This is a genomic window from Pseudomonas guariconensis, from assembly GCF_015680235.1.
Lineage (GTDB): Bacteria > Pseudomonadota > Gammaproteobacteria > Pseudomonadales > Pseudomonadaceae > Aquipseudomonas > Aquipseudomonas guariconensis_A.
In genome coordinates, this window is sequence record NZ_JADLJL010000005.1 from 99,689 (window position 1) to 116,001 (window position 16,313).

Annotated in this window: 20 protein-coding genes; 11 read left to right on the top strand and 9 right to left on the bottom strand. The window is 64.5% G+C overall.

Going from position 1 to position 16,313, the window contains the following annotated elements:
- The first annotated feature begins 77 nt into the window (after positions 1–77).
- Entirely contained in the window at positions 78–710 is a 633-nt protein-coding gene (locus tag IRZ56_RS05995) for a C40 family peptidase (RefSeq protein WP_196144098.1), read from the top strand.
- A 161-nt stretch (positions 711–871) separates the two neighbouring features.
- On the opposite strand, the gene IRZ56_RS06000 is transcribed toward IRZ56_RS05995, so the two are convergent.
- Entirely contained in the window at positions 872–1,879 is a 1,008-nt protein-coding gene (locus tag IRZ56_RS06000) for a type IV pilus twitching motility protein PilT (RefSeq protein ID WP_196144099.1), read from the bottom strand.
- Positions 1,880–1,945: 66 nt separating this feature from the next.
- Here IRZ56_RS06000 and IRZ56_RS06005 point away from each other — a divergent pair, with 66 nt between their 5' ends.
- From IRZ56_RS06005 to IRZ56_RS06045, 9 genes are all read left to right on the top strand, one after another.
- A complete protein-coding gene (locus IRZ56_RS06005) occupies positions 1,946–2,632 on the top strand; it encodes a YggS family pyridoxal phosphate-dependent enzyme (RefSeq protein ID WP_196144100.1) in 687 nt (228 codons plus the stop codon).
- Positions 2,633–2,670: 38 nt separating this feature from the next.
- The gene (proC, locus tag IRZ56_RS06010; RefSeq protein WP_196144101.1) at positions 2,671–3,489 is read left to right on the top strand and encodes a pyrroline-5-carboxylate reductase; all 819 of its coding nucleotides are present in this window, start codon (positions 2,671–2,673) and stop codon (positions 3,487–3,489) included.
- Between the two features lie 10 nt (positions 3,490–3,499).
- Entirely contained in the window at positions 3,500–4,090 is a 591-nt protein-coding gene (locus tag IRZ56_RS06015; RefSeq protein ID WP_196144102.1) for a YggT family protein, read from the top strand.
- Positions 4,091–4,178: 88 nt separating this feature from the next.
- Entirely contained in the window at positions 4,179–5,318 is a 1,140-nt protein-coding gene (metX, locus tag IRZ56_RS06020; RefSeq protein ID WP_196144103.1) for a homoserine O-succinyltransferase MetX, read from the top strand.
- A 7-nt stretch (positions 5,319–5,325) separates the two neighbouring features.
- On the top strand, positions 5,326–5,946 hold the full coding sequence (metW, locus tag IRZ56_RS06025; RefSeq protein ID WP_084853812.1) for a methionine biosynthesis protein MetW: 621 nt from the start codon (positions 5,326–5,328) through the stop codon (positions 5,944–5,946).
- Between the two features lie 32 nt (positions 5,947–5,978).
- Complete coding sequence (locus tag IRZ56_RS06030; RefSeq protein ID WP_196144104.1) at positions 5,979–6,413, top strand: DUF4426 domain-containing protein; 435 nt, start codon at positions 5,979–5,981, stop codon at positions 6,411–6,413.
- Complete coding sequence (gene rdgB / locus IRZ56_RS06035) at positions 6,410–7,006, top strand: RdgB/HAM1 family non-canonical purine NTP pyrophosphatase (RefSeq protein ID WP_196144105.1); 597 nt, start codon at positions 6,410–6,412, stop codon at positions 7,004–7,006. The genes IRZ56_RS06030 and rdgB overlap by 4 nt, the downstream gene beginning before the upstream one ends.
- Positions 7,003–8,190, top strand: coding sequence for a radical SAM family heme chaperone HemW (gene hemW, locus IRZ56_RS06040; RefSeq protein ID WP_196144106.1), 1,188 nt, complete (start codon positions 7,003–7,005; stop codon positions 8,188–8,190). The genes rdgB and hemW overlap by 4 nt, the downstream gene beginning before the upstream one ends.
- A 9-nt stretch (positions 8,191–8,199) precedes the next feature.
- Positions 8,200–8,526: a DUF3392 family protein gene (locus tag IRZ56_RS06045; RefSeq protein ID WP_196144107.1), complete on the top strand. Its 327-nt coding sequence runs from the start codon at positions 8,200–8,202 to the stop codon at positions 8,524–8,526.
- 386 nt (positions 8,527–8,912) lie between these two features.
- Here the strand turns inward: IRZ56_RS06045 and trmB are convergent, their stop codons facing one another.
- From trmB to IRZ56_RS06065, 4 genes are all read right to left on the bottom strand, one after another.
- A complete protein-coding gene (gene trmB / locus IRZ56_RS06050) occupies positions 8,913–9,635 on the bottom strand; it encodes a tRNA (guanosine(46)-N7)-methyltransferase TrmB (protein WP_196144108.1) in 723 nt (240 codons plus the stop codon).
- Between the two features lie 9 nt (positions 9,636–9,644).
- Complete coding sequence (locus IRZ56_RS06055) at positions 9,645–10,439, bottom strand: thiazole synthase (protein ID WP_196144109.1); 795 nt, start codon at positions 10,437–10,439, stop codon at positions 9,645–9,647.
- A gap of 53 nt (positions 10,440–10,492) precedes the next feature.
- On the bottom strand, positions 10,493–10,693 hold the full coding sequence (gene thiS, locus IRZ56_RS06060) for a sulfur carrier protein ThiS (protein ID WP_084854288.1): 201 nt from the start codon (positions 10,691–10,693) through the stop codon (positions 10,493–10,495).
- Positions 10,694–10,796: 103 nt separating this feature from the next.
- On the bottom strand, positions 10,797–11,168 hold the full coding sequence (locus IRZ56_RS06065; protein WP_196144110.1) for a DUF423 domain-containing protein: 372 nt from the start codon (positions 11,166–11,168) through the stop codon (positions 10,797–10,799).
- 64 nt (positions 11,169–11,232) lie between these two features.
- Between IRZ56_RS06065 and mtgA the strand changes: the two genes are divergently transcribed.
- Positions 11,233–11,931, top strand: coding sequence for a monofunctional biosynthetic peptidoglycan transglycosylase (mtgA, locus tag IRZ56_RS06070; protein WP_196144111.1), 699 nt, complete (start codon positions 11,233–11,235; stop codon positions 11,929–11,931).
- A gap of 132 nt (positions 11,932–12,063) precedes the next feature.
- Here mtgA and rpoH read toward each other — a convergent pair whose 3' ends face one another.
- The 4 genes from rpoH to ftsY form a co-directional block, all read right to left on the bottom strand.
- Positions 12,064–12,918, bottom strand: a complete 855-nt coding sequence (gene rpoH, locus IRZ56_RS06075) for an RNA polymerase sigma factor RpoH (protein WP_084853798.1) — start codon at positions 12,916–12,918, stop codon at positions 12,064–12,066.
- A 110-nt stretch (positions 12,919–13,028) separates the two neighbouring features.
- Positions 13,029–14,054 (bottom strand): permease-like cell division protein FtsX, encoded by a 1,026-nt coding sequence (ftsX, locus tag IRZ56_RS06080; RefSeq protein ID WP_196144112.1) that lies wholly within the window; start codon positions 14,052–14,054, stop codon positions 13,029–13,031.
- Positions 14,051–14,722, bottom strand: coding sequence for a cell division ATP-binding protein FtsE (gene ftsE / locus IRZ56_RS06085; RefSeq protein WP_084853794.1), 672 nt, complete (start codon positions 14,720–14,722; stop codon positions 14,051–14,053). Before ftsE ends, ftsX begins: the two co-directional genes overlap by 4 nt.
- The gene (gene ftsY, locus IRZ56_RS06090; protein WP_196144113.1) at positions 14,719–16,182 is read right to left on the bottom strand and encodes a signal recognition particle-docking protein FtsY; all 1,464 of its coding nucleotides are present in this window, start codon (positions 16,180–16,182) and stop codon (positions 14,719–14,721) included. The genes ftsE and ftsY overlap by 4 nt, the downstream gene beginning before the upstream one ends.
- Positions 16,183–16,313 lie beyond the last annotated feature (131 nt).

A 16,313-nucleotide genomic window follows, 5' to 3' on the forward strand; every position in this document is an offset into this window, starting at 1 on the left:
ACGGAACGAAAAACCCATCCTGAGTGTTATAGAGTTGCGCGCCATACAGCCAACACATACCTAAAAGAGTTTCAACTATGCCGCCTTTGTTCAAGACATGGCTGACCCTCTGCCTTTTGTTACCCCTGGCCGCCCACGCCACCAACCGTGAGCAACGTCTTCCCAACGGTTTTACTGGCTATACCACCAATGCCAGCAGCACCGTAAAGCGCACGCCGATCAAGCAAACCAGCCTGCGCGCTCGCCCGAGCAATGCCGCCAAGGTGTCCAGCCAACTGCCCGTTGCCATGATGTCGCCCAAGCAGAGCAGCAATGTGCTCAGCCGTGCCGTCAATGTACTGGGCACACCCTACCGTTGGGGCGGCAGCAGCCCGAGCAAGGGCTTCGACTGCAGCGGGCTGGTCAAGTACGCCTTCACCGATGTCGCCGACGTCGACCTGCCACGTACCTCCAATGCCATGGCCCGCGGGCATGGCGTCAAGGTGGCCAAAAGCGACCTCAAGCCAGGCGACCTGATCTTCTTCAATATCAAGAGCCGCCGGGTCAACCACGTTGCCATCTACCTGGGCAACGACCGCTTCATCCATGCGCCGCGTACCGGCAAGCGGGTGAGCATCGATACCCTTAGCAAACCGTACTGGCAGCGGCATTACGTGGTGGCCAAGCGGGTGTTGCCCAAAGAGCAGACGCTGGCACTGGCCAAGCGCTGAGCTGAAATCGCTGCCCGCCACTTCGTGGGTGACTCTGCTCCTATAACTATTTGATTTTGCAGGTCCTTGTGGGAGCGGGCTTGTCCCGCGATTGGGCCGGGCCCGATATCACCGTCGCCCTTGATCGCGGGACAAGCCCGCTCCCACAGAGGACCCGCAAATCAATTAGTTATTCTTTTATCTGCATCAATCTGCCCCCGCAACGCCTGCAGCGCCATCTCCATCGTCTTCATCCCCACCGCCGCACCGGTCTGCATCACGGACTGCAACTGCGCCATCCGCCCTTCGCGAATCAGGTTGCGCACCGCAGGTGTCGCCACCAGTACTTCCCGCGCAGCTACCCGTCCGCCGCCTGTTCGCTTGAGCAGCACCTGCGCCACCACCATGCGCAGCGATTCTGCGAGCATCGCCCGCACCAGGGCTTTTTCTTCTGCGGCGAATACCTCCACCAAGCGGTCGATGCTGTTCACTGCCGAGCGGGTATGCACGGTCGCCAGCACCAGGTGGCCGGTTTCCGCCGCGCGTAAAGCCAGGCGAATGGTCTCCAAGTCGCGCAATTCACCGATCACGATGACATCCGGGTCCTGGCGCAAGGCACTGCGCAAGCCCTGGGCGAAGCTGCGGCAATCGCGACCGACCTGCCGCTGGTTGACCAGGCTGCGCTGGCCGATGTGAAGCACCTCGACCGGGTCTTCCAAGGTGATGATGTGCAAGGCGTGTTGGCGGTTGAGCTGGTCGACCAAAGCCGCCATGGTGGACGTCTTGCCGCTGCCGGTGGGCCCGCCGACGAGCACGAGGCCGTCGCGCCACTGCGCAACAGACTGAAACACTTCCCTCAGGTCGAGTTCGTCCACGGTCGGTACCCGGGTCGGCAGCAGGCGCAGGCTCACTCCCGGGCCATTGCGCTGACGGTACAGGTTCAGGCGGGCACGCACGGCGCCCGGCAGGGTCACGGCCAGGTCCAGTTCATCGCCGCCCGCCCATTGCCGCCGCTGCGCCTCGTCGAGCAGCGGCGCGAGTGCATCTTCAAGGGGGGTAGCCGCCAAAGGCGGCAGGTCCAGGCGTTGCAGCAGTCCATCCACACGCAGCACAGGGACTTCGCCCGTGGCCAGGTGCAGGTCCGAAGCCCCTGCAGCTCTGGCCCGGGCCAACAGGTCGGTCACATCCATGAGACTCCCCAAAGGCCATCAAGCAGGTAGAATGCCGCAGACCACAGAGCCGTCGGCATCGATTCCATGTCCACCATAGCAGACAACCTTTCCGCCCTCGCCGCACGCATCGACAGCGCAGCACGGGCCGCCGGGCGCGACCCGGCCAGCGTCCAGCTGTTGGCGGTGAGCAAGACCAAACCGGCCAGCGCCATCCGCCAGATCCATGCCGCGGGTGTGCGCGATGTCGGCGAGAACTATCTCCAGGAAGCCCTGGCCAAGCAGGCCGAGCTCGATGACCTGCCCTTGATCTGGCATTTCATCGGCCCCATCCAGTCGAACAAGACCAAAGCCATTGCCGAGCATTTCGACTGGGTACACTCCGTGGACCGCCTGAAGATCGCCCAACGCCTGTCCGAACAACGCCCCGAAGGCCTGGCGCCGCTGAACATCTGCCTGCAAGTGAATGTCAGCGGCGAGGACAGCAAGTCCGGCTGCGCACCCGCCGACCTGCCCGCCCTGGCCCAGGCCGTGGCGGCCCTGCCCCGGCTGCGCCTGCGCGGCCTGATGGCGATCCCCGAGCCCACCGACGACCGCGCCGCCCAGGAGGCCGCCTTCGCCAGCCTGCGCCAATTGCAGGAAGGCCTGGGTCTTGGCCTGGACACCCTGTCCATGGGCATGAGCCACGACCTCGAGGCAGCGATCGCCCAGGGAGCGACCTGGGTACGCATCGGCACCGCCCTGTTCGGGGCGCGCGATTACGGCGCCGTCTGAATCCATGCTTTACTCACTCTTTCCCTCAAGGACCTGACATGAGCAAGACACGAATTGCCTTTATCGGCGCCGGCAACATGGCCGCCAGCCTGATCGGCGGCCTGCGTGCCCAGGGCCTGGATGCCGCGCATATCCGCGCCAGCGACCCGGGCGCCGAGACCCGCACGCGGATCACCGCCGACCACGGTATCGAAGCCTTCGAAGACAACGCCCAGGCCATCGCCGGCGCAGACGTGATCGTCCTGTCGGTAAAGCCGCAGGTCATGAAGGGCGTGTGCCAAGCCCTGCAGCCACACCTTGCGCCAGGCCAGCTGATCGTCTCCATCGCTGCCGGCATCACGTGCGCCAGCCTCCAGGCCTGGGTCGGTGCCCGCCCGGTGGTGCGCTGCATGCCCAATACCCCAGCGTTGCTGCGCCAGGGCGCCAGCGGCCTGTACGCCACCGCCGAGGTCTCGGCCGAGCAGCGCCAGCAGGCCGAGCAACTGCTGTCTGCCGTGGGTACCGTGCTGTGGCTGGAGCAGGAGCAACAGCTCGATGCCGTCACCGCCGTTTCCGGCAGCGGCCCGGCCTACTTCTTCCTGCTGATCGAGGCCATGACCGCCGCCGGTGAAAAACTCGGCCTGCCTCGCGAAACCGCGTCCCAGCTGACCCTGCAGACTGCCCTGGGCGCCGCGCATATGGCCGTCGCCAGCGACGTCGATGCCGCCGAACTGCGCCGCCGCGTGACCTCGCCGGCCGGTACCACCGAGGCTGCGATCAAGTCGTTCCAGGGCAATGGCTTCGAGGCCATCGTCGAGCAGGCGTTGGAGGCTGCGGCGAAACGTTCCGCCGAACTGGCCGAGCAATTGGGCAAATAAGGAGCTGTCGATGAATGCATTGTCCGGCGCCGCGATCTTCGTGGTGCAAACCCTGGTCAGCCTGTACCTGGTGATCGTCCTGCTGCGCTTCGTGCTGCAACTGGTCAAGGCCGACTTCTACAACCCGCTGAGCCAGTTCGCGGTGCGCGCCACCCAGCCGCTGCTCAAGCCGCTTCGCCGCATCATCCCCAGCATCGGTGGCCTGGACACCTCGTCCCTAGTGCTGTCGGTGGTGATCCAAGCGCTGTTGATGGCCTTCGTGCTGATGGTCACCTACGGCACCTTCGGCGACGTCCTGCACCTGCTGATGTGGGCGATCATCGGCATCACCTCGCTGTTCCTGAAGATTTTCTGGGTGGCAATGATCGTCATGGTGATCGTTTCCTGGGTCGCACCCAACAGCCACAACCCAGCGGCCGAACTGGCCTACCAGATCAGCGAACCGGTGCTGGCGCCGTTCCGTCGCCTGGTTCCGAACCTCGGCGGCATGGACATCTCGCCGATCTTCGCGTTCCTGGCGATCCAGGTGATCCAGTCGTTCGTCATGCCCCCGCTGGCCGCCTACGCCGGCATGCCACAAGAGCTGTGGCGGATGATCTGACCGACCTTGCCCGCAGCGGCAAGCCTTCGCTTGCCGCTGCCGGTGGCCCTCTTTAGACTTACGCCTCCGTCAAGCGTGAGCAGGGTCGATGTCCACTGTCCTTCCCGAAGATTCCGTTGGTCTGGTAACACCGCAAACCGCCCGGTTCGATGAACCGCTGGCCCTGGCCTGCGGCCGCTCCCTGGCCAGCTACGAGCTGGTCTACGAAACCTATGGCACCCTCAACAGCACCGCCAGCAATGCCGTGCTGATCTGCCATGCGTTGTCCGGCCACCACCATGCTGCCGGCTACCACGCCCCCACCGACCGCAAGCCGGGCTGGTGGGACAGCTGCATCGGCCCCGGCAAGCCGATCGACACCAACCGCTTCTTCGTGGTCAGCCTGAACAACCTGGGCGGCTGCAACGGCAGCACCGGCCCGAGCAGCATCAACCCGGCCACCGGCAAACCCTACGGCGCGGAATTCCCGGTCCTGACCGTGGAGGACTGGGTACACAGCCAGGCACGCCTGGCCGACCGCCTGGGCATCGGCCAGTGGGCCGCCGTGGTCGGCGGCAGCCTGGGCGGCATGCAGGCACTGCAGTGGACCATCAGCTACCCGGACCGCGTTCGCCATTGCGTGGACATCGCCTCGGCCCCCAAGCTCTCGGCACAGAACATCGCCTTCAATGAGGTGGCGCGTCAGGCCATCCTCACCGACCCGGAGTTCCACGGCGGCTCGTTCCAGGACCAGGGCGTGATTCCCAAGCGCGGCCTGATGCTGGCGCGCATGGTCGGCCACATCACGTACCTGTCCGATGATTCCATGGGCGAGAAATTCGGCCGCGAGCTCAAGAGCGACAAGCTCAACTACGACTTCCACAGCGTCGAATTCCAGGTCGAGAGCTACCTGCGCTACCAGGGCGAGGAATTCTCCGGGCGCTTCGACGCCAACACCTACCTGCTGATGACCAAGGCCCTGGACTACTTCGACCCGGCCGCCAGCCACGGCGGCGACCTGGCCGCCACCCTCGGGCACGTCACGGCCGACTACTGCATCATGTCGTTCACCACCGACTGGCGCTTCTCGCCAGCGCGTTCGCGGGAGATCGTCGACGCCCTGATGGCAGCGCGCAAGAACGTCTGCTACCTGGAGATCGACTCACCTTACGGGCACGATGCCTTCCTGATCCCCACGCCTCGCTACATGCAGGGTTTCGCGAACTACATGAACCGCATCGCCATCTGAGGACAGCATGAGAGCCGACCTGGAAATCATCCACGACTGGATCCCCGCCGGCAGCCGGGTACTCGACCTGGGCTGCGGCAGCGGCGAGCTGCTGGCCTCGTTGCGCGAGCGCAAGCAAGTCACCGGCTACGGTCTGGAAATCGACGCCGACAACATCGCCGCCTGCGTAGCCAAGGGCGTCAACGTCATCGAGCAGGACCTGGACAAGGGCCTGGGCAATTTCGCCAGCAACAGCTTCGACGTGGTGGTCATGACCCAGGCCCTGCAGGCCGTGGAGTACCCCGACCGCATCCTCGACGAGATGCTGCGCGTGGGGCGTCAATGCATCATCACCTTCCCCAACTTCGGCCACTGGCGTTGTCGTTGGTACCTGGCGACCAAAGGTCGCATGCCGGTCTCGGACTTCATGCCCTATACCTGGTACAACACGCCGAACATCCACTTCTGCACCTTCGCCGACTTCGAAGAGCTGTGCCACGAGCGCAATGCCAAGGTCATCGACCGCCTGGCAGTCGACCATCTGCACCGTAATGGGTGGGCGGGCCGGCTATGGCCTAATCTTCTAGGGGAGATCGGCATTTATCGCGTCAGCAGTCGAGGCCTGCCAGAACATCAGGTCGCGGTCTGAACCTCGCGCCCAACCCATTGGAGGATCGCACCATGCGTCGCCTAGCCCTATTCCTGATCAGCCTGTGCCTGGCCCTGCCGGTACTGGCCGCAGACCCCGCCAGGCCGGAGCGCAAGGAAGTCTTCGGCGACGTCACGGTGCACTACAGCGCCTTCACTTCGAGCATGCTGCAACCGGACGTGGCAGCCGCCACGGGCCTGACCCGCAGCAAGAACCAGGGCGTGCTCAACATTGCCGTGCTCAAGGCCGGCAAGCCAGGCATGGCGGTGGTCAGCGGCACGGTGAAGGACCTGACCGGGCGCAGCAGCCCGTTGTCGTTCAAGCAGATCAACGACCAGGGCGCGGTGTACTACATCGCCCAGTTCAAGATCGAACAGGCCGAAACCCTGACCTTCGACGTGAACGTCGAGACCGGCGGTGTCAGCCATAAACTCAGCTTCAACCAGGAAGTGTTCCCAGGCGAATGATGAATTTCCAGCAACTCGTATTGGCCAGCCACAACGCCGGCAAACTCAAGGAGCTGCAGGCCATGCTCGGCGAGTCCGTGCACCTGCGCTCGATCGGCGAATTCAGCCAGGTGGAGCCTGAGGAGACCGGCCTGTCGTTCGTCGAGAACGCCATTCTCAAGGCCCGCAATGCCGCGCGCATCTCCGGCCTGCCCGCCCTGGCGGATGATTCTGGCCTTGCAGTGGACTACCTCGGTGGCGCGCCGGGCATCTACTCGGCACGCTACGCTGACGGCAAGGGCGATGCGGCGAACAACGCCAAGCTGCTCGAAGCCTTGAAAGACGTTCCGGTAGAGGCGCGCGGCGCACAGTTCGTCTGCGTCCTGGCCCTGGTGCGCCATGCCGACGACCCATTGCCCATTCTTTGCGAAGGCCTGTGGCACGGCAGCATCCTGTTCGAAGCCAGCGGCGAGCACGGCTTCGGCTACGACCCGTTGTTCTGGGTGCCGGAGCGTAAATGCTCCAGCGCCGACCTCAGCCCCCTGGAAAAGAACCAGCTCAGCCACCGCGCCCGCGCCATGGCCCTGCTGCGTCAACGTCTGGGCCTGGCATGACCGAAACGCTGTCCACCCAGCTGCGCTACCCCGGCGCGGTGGGTTTCGCCACGCTGCCGCCCTTGGCCCTGTATATCCACATTCCATGGTGCGTGCGCAAATGCCCCTATTGCGACTTCAACTCCCATGCCGCCGGCCCTGAGCTGCCGGAAGAGGCGTATGTCGATGCCCTGCTGACCGATCTGGATCAGGAGATGGCCGCGGTGCAGGGCCGTGTGCTCAGCTCGATCTTCTTCGGCGGCGGCACGCCAAGCCTGTTCAGCGCCAATGCCCTGGGGCGGTTGCTGCGTGGCGTGGAACAGCGCATCCCGTTCGCCCCAGACATCGAAATTACCCTGGAGGCCAACCCCGGGACCTTCGAGCAGGAGAAGTTCAAGGCCTACCGGCAAACAGGCATCAACCGCCTGTCCATCGGCGTGCAGAGCTTCCAGGCGGCCAAGCTCCAGGCCCTGGGGCGCATCCACAATGGCGACGAGGCGGTCCGCGCCGCCGGCATGGCGCGGGCTGCCGGCTTCGACAACTTCAACATGGACCTGATGCACGGCCTGCCCGACCAGTCGCTGGAAGACGCCCTGGCCGACCTGCGCCAGGCCATCGACCTGGGGCCGACCCACCTGTCCTGGTACCAGCTGACCGTCGAGCCGAACACCGTGTTCTGGAACCAGCCGCCGGAATTGCCCGAGGACGACATCCTCTGGGACATCCAGGAAGCCGGGCAAGCCTTGATGGCCGCGAACGGCTTCCAGCAGTACGAAGTATCGGCCTATGCCCAAGCAGGCCGCGCCGCGAAGCACAACCTCAATTACTGGCGCTTTGGTGATTTCATCGGCATCGGTGCCGGCGCCCACGGCAAGCTGACCTTCGCCGACGGGCGCATCCTGCGCACCTGGAAGACGCGCCTGCCCAAGGACTACCTGAACCTGGCCAAGCCATTCAAGGCCGGGGAAAAGCTACTGCCCGTCGACGAGCTACCGTTCGAGTTCCTGATGAACGCCCTGCGCCTGACCCAAGGGGTGGAAGCCGAACTGTTCAGCCAGCGCACCGGGCTTGCGCTTTCGCAGTTGGCGCAAGCCAGGCGCGAGGCAGAACGAAAGGGCCTTTTGCAGGTCGAACCGGATCGGCTGGCGGCTACGCCCCGGGGCCAGTTGTTCCTCAATGACCTGTTGCAGTATTTCTTGACCTAAGGATGACCCATGGATCTGGTACTTGACCTGCTCGCGACCGTTTCTCGTTGGAGCCGCAGCAACCTGTCGGAAATCTCCCTGGCCTTGGTAGGCTGCCTGCTGGTGCTGTTCGGCACTGACATCAAGAGCTGGGTAGAAGGACGCCTGGGCGGCCTGGCCGGCGCCCTGCGCGTGCCGTTCATGGCGTTGTTGGTGATGATCGGCAGTGGCGCTGCGTTGATCTATGCGACGCCCTGGGTGGTGAAGGGGCTGGCCCAGTTCAACAACTATGCCTTGGCACCGGTCCTGTTGGTGGTGCTGGTCCTGATCGGCGTGGTGGCAGACCGCCGCGGCTGATCCGCTTGCGTCCAACGCCCCAATCCGCTCCTATACGAGCAAGATACGAAAACGGGTAATGCCAGCCAGAAAGCCTTATCGGCTGCACTTAGGGCTGCTACGCAGCCCATCGCCGGCAAGCCGGCTCCCACAGAACAACGCATAACTATTTGATTTGCAGGTCCTTTGTGGGAGGCTGCGCTAGCCGCTTGTTCTTTGTGCGACAGCGCAGCCCGGGAGGGATGGGTGATCTCCCACAGGGACAGTGCTGCCCTCAAGGCTGGCGCGTTACTTATGGGAGCCGGCTCGCCGGCGATGGGCGTGCAGCGCCCCGTGCCATTAACTGACAGGCATTACCCAGCCCGGGCGTTTTTCGTTCGCATTGCTTGGGAAATCGAAGCAGTCGATCAGCTGACTTTCTCGAACTTCAAATCCCATACCCCATGCCCCAGACGCTCGCCACGGCGCTCGAACTTGGTGATCGGACGCTCTTCAGGGCGCGGGACGTAGGTGCCGTCAGGCGCCTGGTTACGGTAGCCGGGGGCAACCTTCATCACGTCAAGCATGTGCTCGGCATAGGGCTCCCAATCGGTGGCCATGTGGAACACACCACCGACCTTGAGCTTGCGGCGTACCAGCTCGGCGAACGCCGGCTGGACGATGCGGCGCTTGTGGTGACGCGCCTTGTGCCACGGGTCGGGGAAGAACAACATCAAACGGTCGAGACTGTTGTCGGCCACGCAGCGGTTAAGCACTTCGATGGCGTCGCAGTCGTATACCCGCAGGTTCTTCAGGCCCTGGGTCAGCACGCCATTGAGCAACGCGCCAACACCCGGACGGTGCACTTCGACGCCGATGAAATCCAGCTCAGGCGCCGCAGCGGCCATCTCCAGCAGGGAATGCCCCATGCCGAAGCCGATCTCCAGGGTGCGCGGTGCCGAACGGCCGAACACCTGGTCGTAGTCCACCGGGCTGTCGGCCAGAGGCAGGATGAACAGGGGGCCGCCCTGCTCCAGGCCGCGTTGCTGGCCTTCGGTCATGCGCCCGGCGCGCATCACAAAGCTTTTGATACGGCGGTGCGGGCGGGCTTCGCCGTCGGCGGGGATCGGCGTGTCGTGCGATTCAGTCATCAGGGGCTCTTACTTGATCAGACCTTCCAGCGGCGACGAGGCGCTGGCATAGAGTTTCTTCGGCATGCGCCCGGCCAGGTAGGCCATGCGGCCGGCGACGATGGCGTGCTTCATGGCCTCGGCCATCAGCACCGGCTGCTGGGCATGGGCGATGGCCGAGTTCATCAGCACCGCCTCGCAGCCCATCTCCATGGCGATGGTGGCGTCGGACGCGGTACCCACGCCGGCATCGACCAGCACGGGCACCTTGGATTCTTCCAGGATGATCTGCAGGTTGTATGGGTTGCAGATGCCCAGGCCGGTGCCGATCAGGCCTGCCAGCGGCATCACCGCGATGCAGCCGGCTTCGGCCAGCTGGCGGGCGATGATCGGGTCGTCGCTGGTGTACACCATCACGTCGAAACCGTCCTTGACCAGCTCTTCGGCGGCCTTGAGGGTCTCGATGACGTTGGGGAACAGGGTCTTCTGGTCGGCCAGCACTTCCAGCTTGACCAGGTTGTGGCCGTCGAGCAGCTCACGGGCCAGGCGGCAGGTGCGCACCGCCTCGACCGCATCGTAGCAACCGGCGGTGTTCGGCAGGATGGTGTAACGGTCCGGCGGCAGCACGTCGAGCAGGTTCGGCTCGCCCGGGTTCTGGCCGATGTTGGTACGGCGCACGGCGACGGTGACGATCTCGGCACCCGAGGCCTCGATGGCCAGGCGGGTTTCTTCCATGTCACGGTACTTGCCGGTGCCGACCAGCAGGCGCGACTGGAAAGTGCGCCCGGCCAGGGTGAAGGGCTTGTCGCTACGAACGTTGCTCATCGTGGATCCTCTGGAAAAGGTTGCGGGACTTGCAGTGAATCGCCGGGCGGGGCTTAGCCGCCACCGATGGCATGGACCACTTCGACCTGATCGCCTTCGCTCAGCTGCGTGCTTTCGTGCTGGCTGCGCGGGACGATGTCCAGGTTCAGTTCCACCGCCACCCGGCGGCCAGCGAGCTCCAGCCGGCCCAGCAGGGACGCGACGCTCTCGCCATCGGGCAATTCGTAAGGTTCACCGTTCAGTTGAATGCGCATGCGCACGGCCACCATTGTGCTTTGGGGGTCCGCATTCTAGCCCCGATCCGCACTCCAACCCAAGGGTGGCCGACGCCATTAGTCGCGATTGTGGACCACTTGGTCAGCTCAGGCGCCAGGCGGCCAGGCCCAGGCACAACCAGCCGGCCAGGAAGCACAGGCCACCGATGGGTGTGATGATGCCAAGCTTGCCCAGACCGCTGAGGGTCAGCACATACAGGCTGCCGGAGAAGAGCACGATCCCCAGGGCGAACAGCCCACCGGCCCAGCCGACCAGGCGCCCGGGCAGGTGCACCGAGAGCAGCGCGACGCCAAGCAGGGCCAGGGCATGCACCAGTTGGTAGGTCACACCGGTCTGGAAGATCGCCAGGTAATCGGCACTCAGGCGGCTCTTCAGGCCATGGGCGGCGAAAGCGCCCAGGCCCACACCGGTGAAGCCGAAGAAGGCGGCGAGCATCAGGAAGCTGCGAAGCATGGGACGACTCCTGGAAACGGGTCTGTATAATGGCCCGTTCCACCGGTCCGGCCAAGCCATCACCATGTTGTCATCCCTTATCCGCCGCCTCGTCCGCGCCTTGCTCTGGTTCGCCGCCGGCAGCATCGTCGTGGTGCTGGCCTTGCGCTGGGTGCCGCCGCCGGGTACGGCATTGATGGTCGAGCGCAAGGTGCAATCCTGGGTCAGCGGCGAGCCGATCGACCTGCAGCGCGACTGGACACCATGGGAACGGATCTCCGACGAGCTCAAGGTGGCGGTCATCGCCGGTGAGGATCAGAAGTTCGCCAACCACTGGGGCTTCGACCTGCCGGCCATCCAGGCCGCGCTGGCCTACAACGAGCGCGGCGGCAAGATCCGCGGGGCCAGTACCCTGACCCAGCAGGTGGCCAAGAACCTGTTCCTGTGGTCCGGCCGCAGCTGGCTGCGCAAGGGGCTGGAGGCCTGGTTCACGGCCCTGATCGAGCTGTTCTGGTCCAAGGAGCGGATCCTCGAGGTCTACCTGAACAGCGCCGAATGGGGCAAGGGTGTATTCGGCGCCCAGGCCGCCGCCCGCTACCACTTCGGCGTGGATGCCAGCCGCCTTTCGCGCCAGCAGGCGGCGCAGCTGGCAGCCGTGCTGCCCAGCCCGTTGAAGTGGAGTGCCAGCCGCCCCAGCGCCTACGTGGCCAACCGCGCCGGCTGGATCCGCCGGCAAATGAGCCAGCTGGGCGGGCCCAGCTACCTGATGCAGCTTCGCCCTTGAAGACCGGGGCCAACAGGCCGCATCCCCTCCTGTAGGAGCGGTCTTGTGCCGCGAAAGGGCTGCACAGCAGCCCCAAAAAAAAGCCGCTGCCTCTTTCGAGCGCAGCGGCTTTTTACATTCGGCCAAGGGTGATCAGACCGTGATCAACGCCTTGACCTTGTTCATCGCGTTCTTTTCCAACTGGCGGATACGCTCCGCCGAAACGCTGTATTTGTCCGCCAGCTCATGCAAGGTGGCCTTTTCCTCGGCCAGCCAACGCTGGTAGAGGATGTCCCGGCTGCGCTCGTCCAGGCCCTGCAGGGCATCGTGCAGGTTGCTGGTGGAGTTGTCGCTCCAGTCGGCATCTTCCAGCTGGACGGCCGGGTCGTAGCGGTGGTCTTCCAGGTAATGTGCAGGCGACTGGAAGGCGCTGTCGTCATCGGCCTCGGCGGCCGGGTCGAAGGCCATGTCCTGGCCGCTCAGGCGGCTTTCCATTTCGCGCACTTCACGCGGCTCCACGCCCAGGCTTTCGGCCACGCGATGGACTTCGTCATTGTTCAGCCAGGCCAGGCGCTTCTTCTGGCTGCGCAGGTTGAAGAACAGCTTGCGCTGGGCCTTGGTGGTCGCCACCTTGACGATACGCCAGTTGCGCAGGATGAACTCATGGATCTCGGCCTTGATCCAGTGCACCGCGAAGGACACCAGACGCACGCCCATTTCCGGGTTGAAACGCTTTACCGCCTTCATCAGGCCAACGTTGCCTTCCTGGATGAGGTCGGCCTGGGCCAGCCCGTAGCCGGCGTAGCTACGGGCGATATGTACGACGAAACGCAGGTGGGCCATCACCATTTGCCGAGCGGCCTCGAGATCCTGCTCATAGTAGAGACGCTCGGCCAGTTCACGCTCCTGCTCGACCGTCAGCAACGGAATGCTGTTGACCGTGTGCACGTAGGCTTCCAGGTTTGCACCGGGAACCAAGGCATAGGCAGGTTGCAACGAAGTGGTCATTAAGTACCTCCGACTCACGAACTCGTGCCTTTTGGGCACTGCCAACATTGACCGGAAACCGCGAAACAAGTTCCCAGAATGATCAGAAAGTCAATGCTGGCTAAAAAACATTATCGTGGTGCCAGCTCGTTCAGGTGACGAGCGACCGCGATCCACGCACCGATATACCCCAACAGTACAGCACCGATCAAGAGCGAAAGTCCATCCGACCCTGGTACACCTGCCAGGGCGAAATCACTGCCGTACAGCCCGGAAAGGTCCACGACCGCATCGTTGAGCCAGTCCAGCGAGAAGGCCAGGATGCCCCAGGCCAGCACGCCGGCACCCAGGCCGTAGAGCGCGCCCATGTACAGGAAGGGGCGGCGGACATAGCTGTCGGTCCCCCCCACCAGCTTGATCACTTCGATCTCGATGCGGCGGTTCTCGATGTGTAGACGAATTGTGTTACCGATTACTAACAACAAGGCCGAGATCAACATCACGGCCAGGCCGAACACGAACCGATCGCCCAGCTTGAGGATCGCCGCCAAGCGTTCCACCCAGACCAGGTCCAGCTGCGCCACTTCAACCCGTGGCAGCTCCGACAGGCGCTGGCGCAAGGCTTCCAGGGCCGGCTTGTCGACCTCGGTCGGGGTCACCACCACCACACCGGGCAGCGGGTTGTCTGGCAGTTCGCGCAGGGCCTCGCCCAGGCCCGATTGCTGCTGGAATTCCTCCAGCGCCTGCTCGCGGCTGACATATTGGGCATCGGCCACGCCGGGCATGCCCTTGATCTCGTCACGCAGCGCCTCGCCTTCCTTGCTGCCCGCCTCGAGCTTGAGGTACAGCGAGATTTGCGCGGCGCGCTGCCAGGAGCCACCGAGTTTCTCGACGTTCTTGAGCAGCAACGAAAGGCCCATGGGCATGCTCAGCGCCACAGCCATCACCAGGCAGGTGAAGAAGCTGCCAATCGGCTGCTTGCCCAGACGGCGCAGGCTGTCGGCCAGGCTGGCGCGGTGGCTTTCCAGCCAGGCGTGCAGCAGGGTGCGAAAATCCGGGCCGTCATCGTCGTGGCCGCCGCGCTGCTTGCCCGGCTGCGGGTCGGCCGCTTTCGGCGCGACGCGCTCGGAGACCTTCGGCGTACGTGTCGTATTCATTGCCCGGCCTCCCCATCGCCGATCAAGCGACCGCGCTGCAAGGTCAACATGCGGTGACGCATGCGCGCGATCAGCGCCAGGTCGTGGCTGGCGATCAATACCGTAGTGCCCAGGCGGTTGATGTCCTCGAACACGCCCATGATCTCGGCGGCCAGGCGCGGGTCGAGGTTACCGGTGGGTTCGTCGGCCAGCAGCAAGGCTGGCTGGTGGACGATGGCGCGGGCGATGCCCACACGCTGCTGCTGCCCGGTGGACAGGTCCGCCGGGAACAGCTCGCCCTTGTCGCTCAGGGAAACTCGCTCCAGGGCCGAGTCCACGCGCTTGGCGATCTCGGGCTTGGACAGGCCGAGAATCTGCAAAGGCAACGCGATGTTGTTGAACACCGTGCGGTCGAACAGCAACTGGTGGTTCTGGAACACCACGCCGATCTGCCGACGCAGGAAGGGAATCTGTGCGTTGCTGATCTGCCCCAGGTCCTGTCCGGCCAGCATCAGCTTGCCGCTGGTCGGGCGCTCCATGGCCAGCAACAGGCGCAGCAAGGTGCTCTTGCCCGCGCCCGAGTGGCCGGTGACGAACAGGAACTCGCCCCGGCGCGCCCGGAAGCTCAGCTCGTGCAGGCCGACATGGCCGTTGGGGTAGCGCTTGGCAACCTGTTCGAATCGGATCATGGATGCTCCCGCTCGGCGAACAAGGCTTTGACGAAAGGCTCGGCTTCGAAGGTGCGCAGGTCGTCGATGCCTTCGCCCACGCCGATGAAGCGGATCGGCAGGTTGAACTGCTTGGCCAGGGCGAAGATCACCCCGCCTTTTGCAGTGCCGTCCAGCTTGGTCAGCGCCAGGCCGGTCAGCTCGACGCTCTGGTTGAAGTACTTGGCCTGGCTGATCGCGTTCTGCCCGGTACCGGCGTCGAGCACCAAGAGCACCTCATGGGGCGCCTCGGCGTCGAGCTTGCCGATGACCCGGCGCACCTTCTTCAGCTCTTCCATCAGGTTGTCCTTGGTGTGCAGGCGACCGGCGGTATCGGCGATCAGCACATCCACGCCGCGGGCCTTGGCGGCCTGCACGGCATCGAAGATCACCGAGGCCGAGTCGGCACCGGTATGCTGGGCGATGACCGGGATCTGGTTGCGCTCGCCCCACACCTGCAGTTGCTCCACCGCCGCGGCGCGGAAGGTATCGCCGGCCGCCAGCATGACCTTCTTGCCTTCCAGCTGCAGCTTCTTGGCCAGCTTGCCGATGGTGGTGGTCTTGCCGGCACCGTTCACGCCAACCACGAGGATCACGTAGGGCTTGGACTGCGACTGGATCTTCAGCGGTTGCTCGACCGGGCGCAGCAGCGCGGCCAGTTCTTCCTGCAGCGACTTGTACAGCGCATCGGCGTCGGCCAACTGCTTGCGGGCGACCTTCTGGGTCAGGTTCTGCACGATCACCGAGGTAGCCTCGACGCCCACGTCGGCGGTCAGCAGGCGGGTCTCGATCTCGTCGAGCAGGTCGTCATCGATGGCTTTCTTGCCCAGGAACAAGCTGGCCATGCCTTCGCCGATGCTGGCGCTGGTCTTGGACAGCCCCTGCTTGAGGCGGGCGAAGAAGCCGACCTTGGCCTGCTCGGTGACGACCGGTGCCGGTGCAGCCGACTCGGGCTCAGGTTCAGGAGCAGGCTCGACGACAGGGCGCTCGGGAATGGCTGGCGGGGCCTTCTGTTCGAGGTCCGGCACCAGGGCTACCGGCTCTTCGGCGACCGGCAACACCAGGTTGCTGACCGGTGCCGCAGGCTCGAGCGCCGGTTCCACGACCGGTTGCGTGGTTTGCAGGGGCATGGACGCCACGGGCTCCGGTGCCGGCGCTTGCACCGGCATGGACGCGACCGGCTCGGGCTGGGGCGCCTGCAGCGGCTCGGACGCGACCGGCTCGGGAGCAGGCGCTTGCACGACCGGGGCCACGGGCTCGACCGGAGCGACTTCGGGCTGCTCGACGGGGGCCTGCGGCGCGGCCGGCTCTACGGCCTGCGGTTCAGGGGTTTGCGGCTGTTCGGCGACAGGTTGCTGCGGCTTCTTGCGAAACCAGCTGAACAGGCCTTTCTTCTCGCCAGCCTCGGCCGGCGCTTTTTTGTCGTCGTTGGAACCAAACATGGAAGACGGCTATCTCAGGGTAGCGATGGGCCACCAGTGGCGCATCGGGAATTCTCTAAACGCAGAACAGACTATTTTGAATCCGGCTGGTTCATGCGCAATATTTTGTCGCCAAGCCCGCAGGCCAGAAC

Bases quoted from the DNA above. Each gene is read 5' to 3' on its own strand.
- IRZ56_RS05995 (WP_196144098.1), top strand. From the start codon at position 78: ATGCCGCCTTTGTTCAAGACATGGCTGACCCTCTGCCTTTTGTTACCC.
- IRZ56_RS06000 (WP_196144099.1), bottom strand. From the start codon at position 1,879: ATGGATGTGACCGACCTGTTGGCCCGGGCCAGAGCTGCAGGGGCTTCG.
- IRZ56_RS06005 (WP_196144100.1), top strand. From the start codon at position 1,946: ATGTCCACCATAGCAGACAACCTTTCCGCCCTCGCCGCACGCATCGAC.
- proC (WP_196144101.1), top strand. From the start codon at position 2,671: ATGAGCAAGACACGAATTGCCTTTATCGGCGCCGGCAACATGGCCGCC.
- IRZ56_RS06015 (WP_196144102.1), top strand. From the start codon at position 3,500: ATGAATGCATTGTCCGGCGCCGCGATCTTCGTGGTGCAAACCCTGGTC.
- metX (WP_196144103.1), top strand. From the start codon at position 4,179: ATGTCCACTGTCCTTCCCGAAGATTCCGTTGGTCTGGTAACACCGCAA.
- metW (WP_084853812.1), top strand. From the start codon at position 5,326: ATGAGAGCCGACCTGGAAATCATCCACGACTGGATCCCCGCCGGCAGC.
- IRZ56_RS06030 (WP_196144104.1), top strand. From the start codon at position 5,979: ATGCGTCGCCTAGCCCTATTCCTGATCAGCCTGTGCCTGGCCCTGCCG.
- rdgB (WP_196144105.1), top strand. From the start codon at position 6,410: ATGATGAATTTCCAGCAACTCGTATTGGCCAGCCACAACGCCGGCAAA.
- hemW (WP_196144106.1), top strand. From the start codon at position 7,003: ATGACCGAAACGCTGTCCACCCAGCTGCGCTACCCCGGCGCGGTGGGT.
- IRZ56_RS06045 (WP_196144107.1), top strand. From the start codon at position 8,200: ATGGATCTGGTACTTGACCTGCTCGCGACCGTTTCTCGTTGGAGCCGC.
- trmB (WP_196144108.1), bottom strand. From the start codon at position 9,635: ATGACTGAATCGCACGACACGCCGATCCCCGCCGACGGCGAAGCCCGC.
- IRZ56_RS06055 (WP_196144109.1), bottom strand. From the start codon at position 10,439: ATGAGCAACGTTCGTAGCGACAAGCCCTTCACCCTGGCCGGGCGCACT.
- thiS (WP_084854288.1), bottom strand. From the start codon at position 10,693: ATGCGCATTCAACTGAACGGTGAACCTTACGAATTGCCCGATGGCGAG.
- IRZ56_RS06065 (WP_196144110.1), bottom strand. From the start codon at position 11,168: ATGCTTCGCAGCTTCCTGATGCTCGCCGCCTTCTTCGGCTTCACCGGT.
- mtgA (WP_196144111.1), top strand. From the start codon at position 11,233: ATGTTGTCATCCCTTATCCGCCGCCTCGTCCGCGCCTTGCTCTGGTTC.
- rpoH (WP_084853798.1), bottom strand. From the start codon at position 12,918: ATGACCACTTCGTTGCAACCTGCCTATGCCTTGGTTCCCGGTGCAAAC.
- ftsX (WP_196144112.1), bottom strand. From the start codon at position 14,054: ATGAATACGACACGTACGCCGAAGGTCTCCGAGCGCGTCGCGCCGAAA.
- ftsE (WP_084853794.1), bottom strand. From the start codon at position 14,722: ATGATCCGATTCGAACAGGTTGCCAAGCGCTACCCCAACGGCCATGTC.
- ftsY (WP_196144113.1), bottom strand. From the start codon at position 16,182: ATGTTTGGTTCCAACGACGACAAAAAAGCGCCGGCCGAGGCTGGCGAG.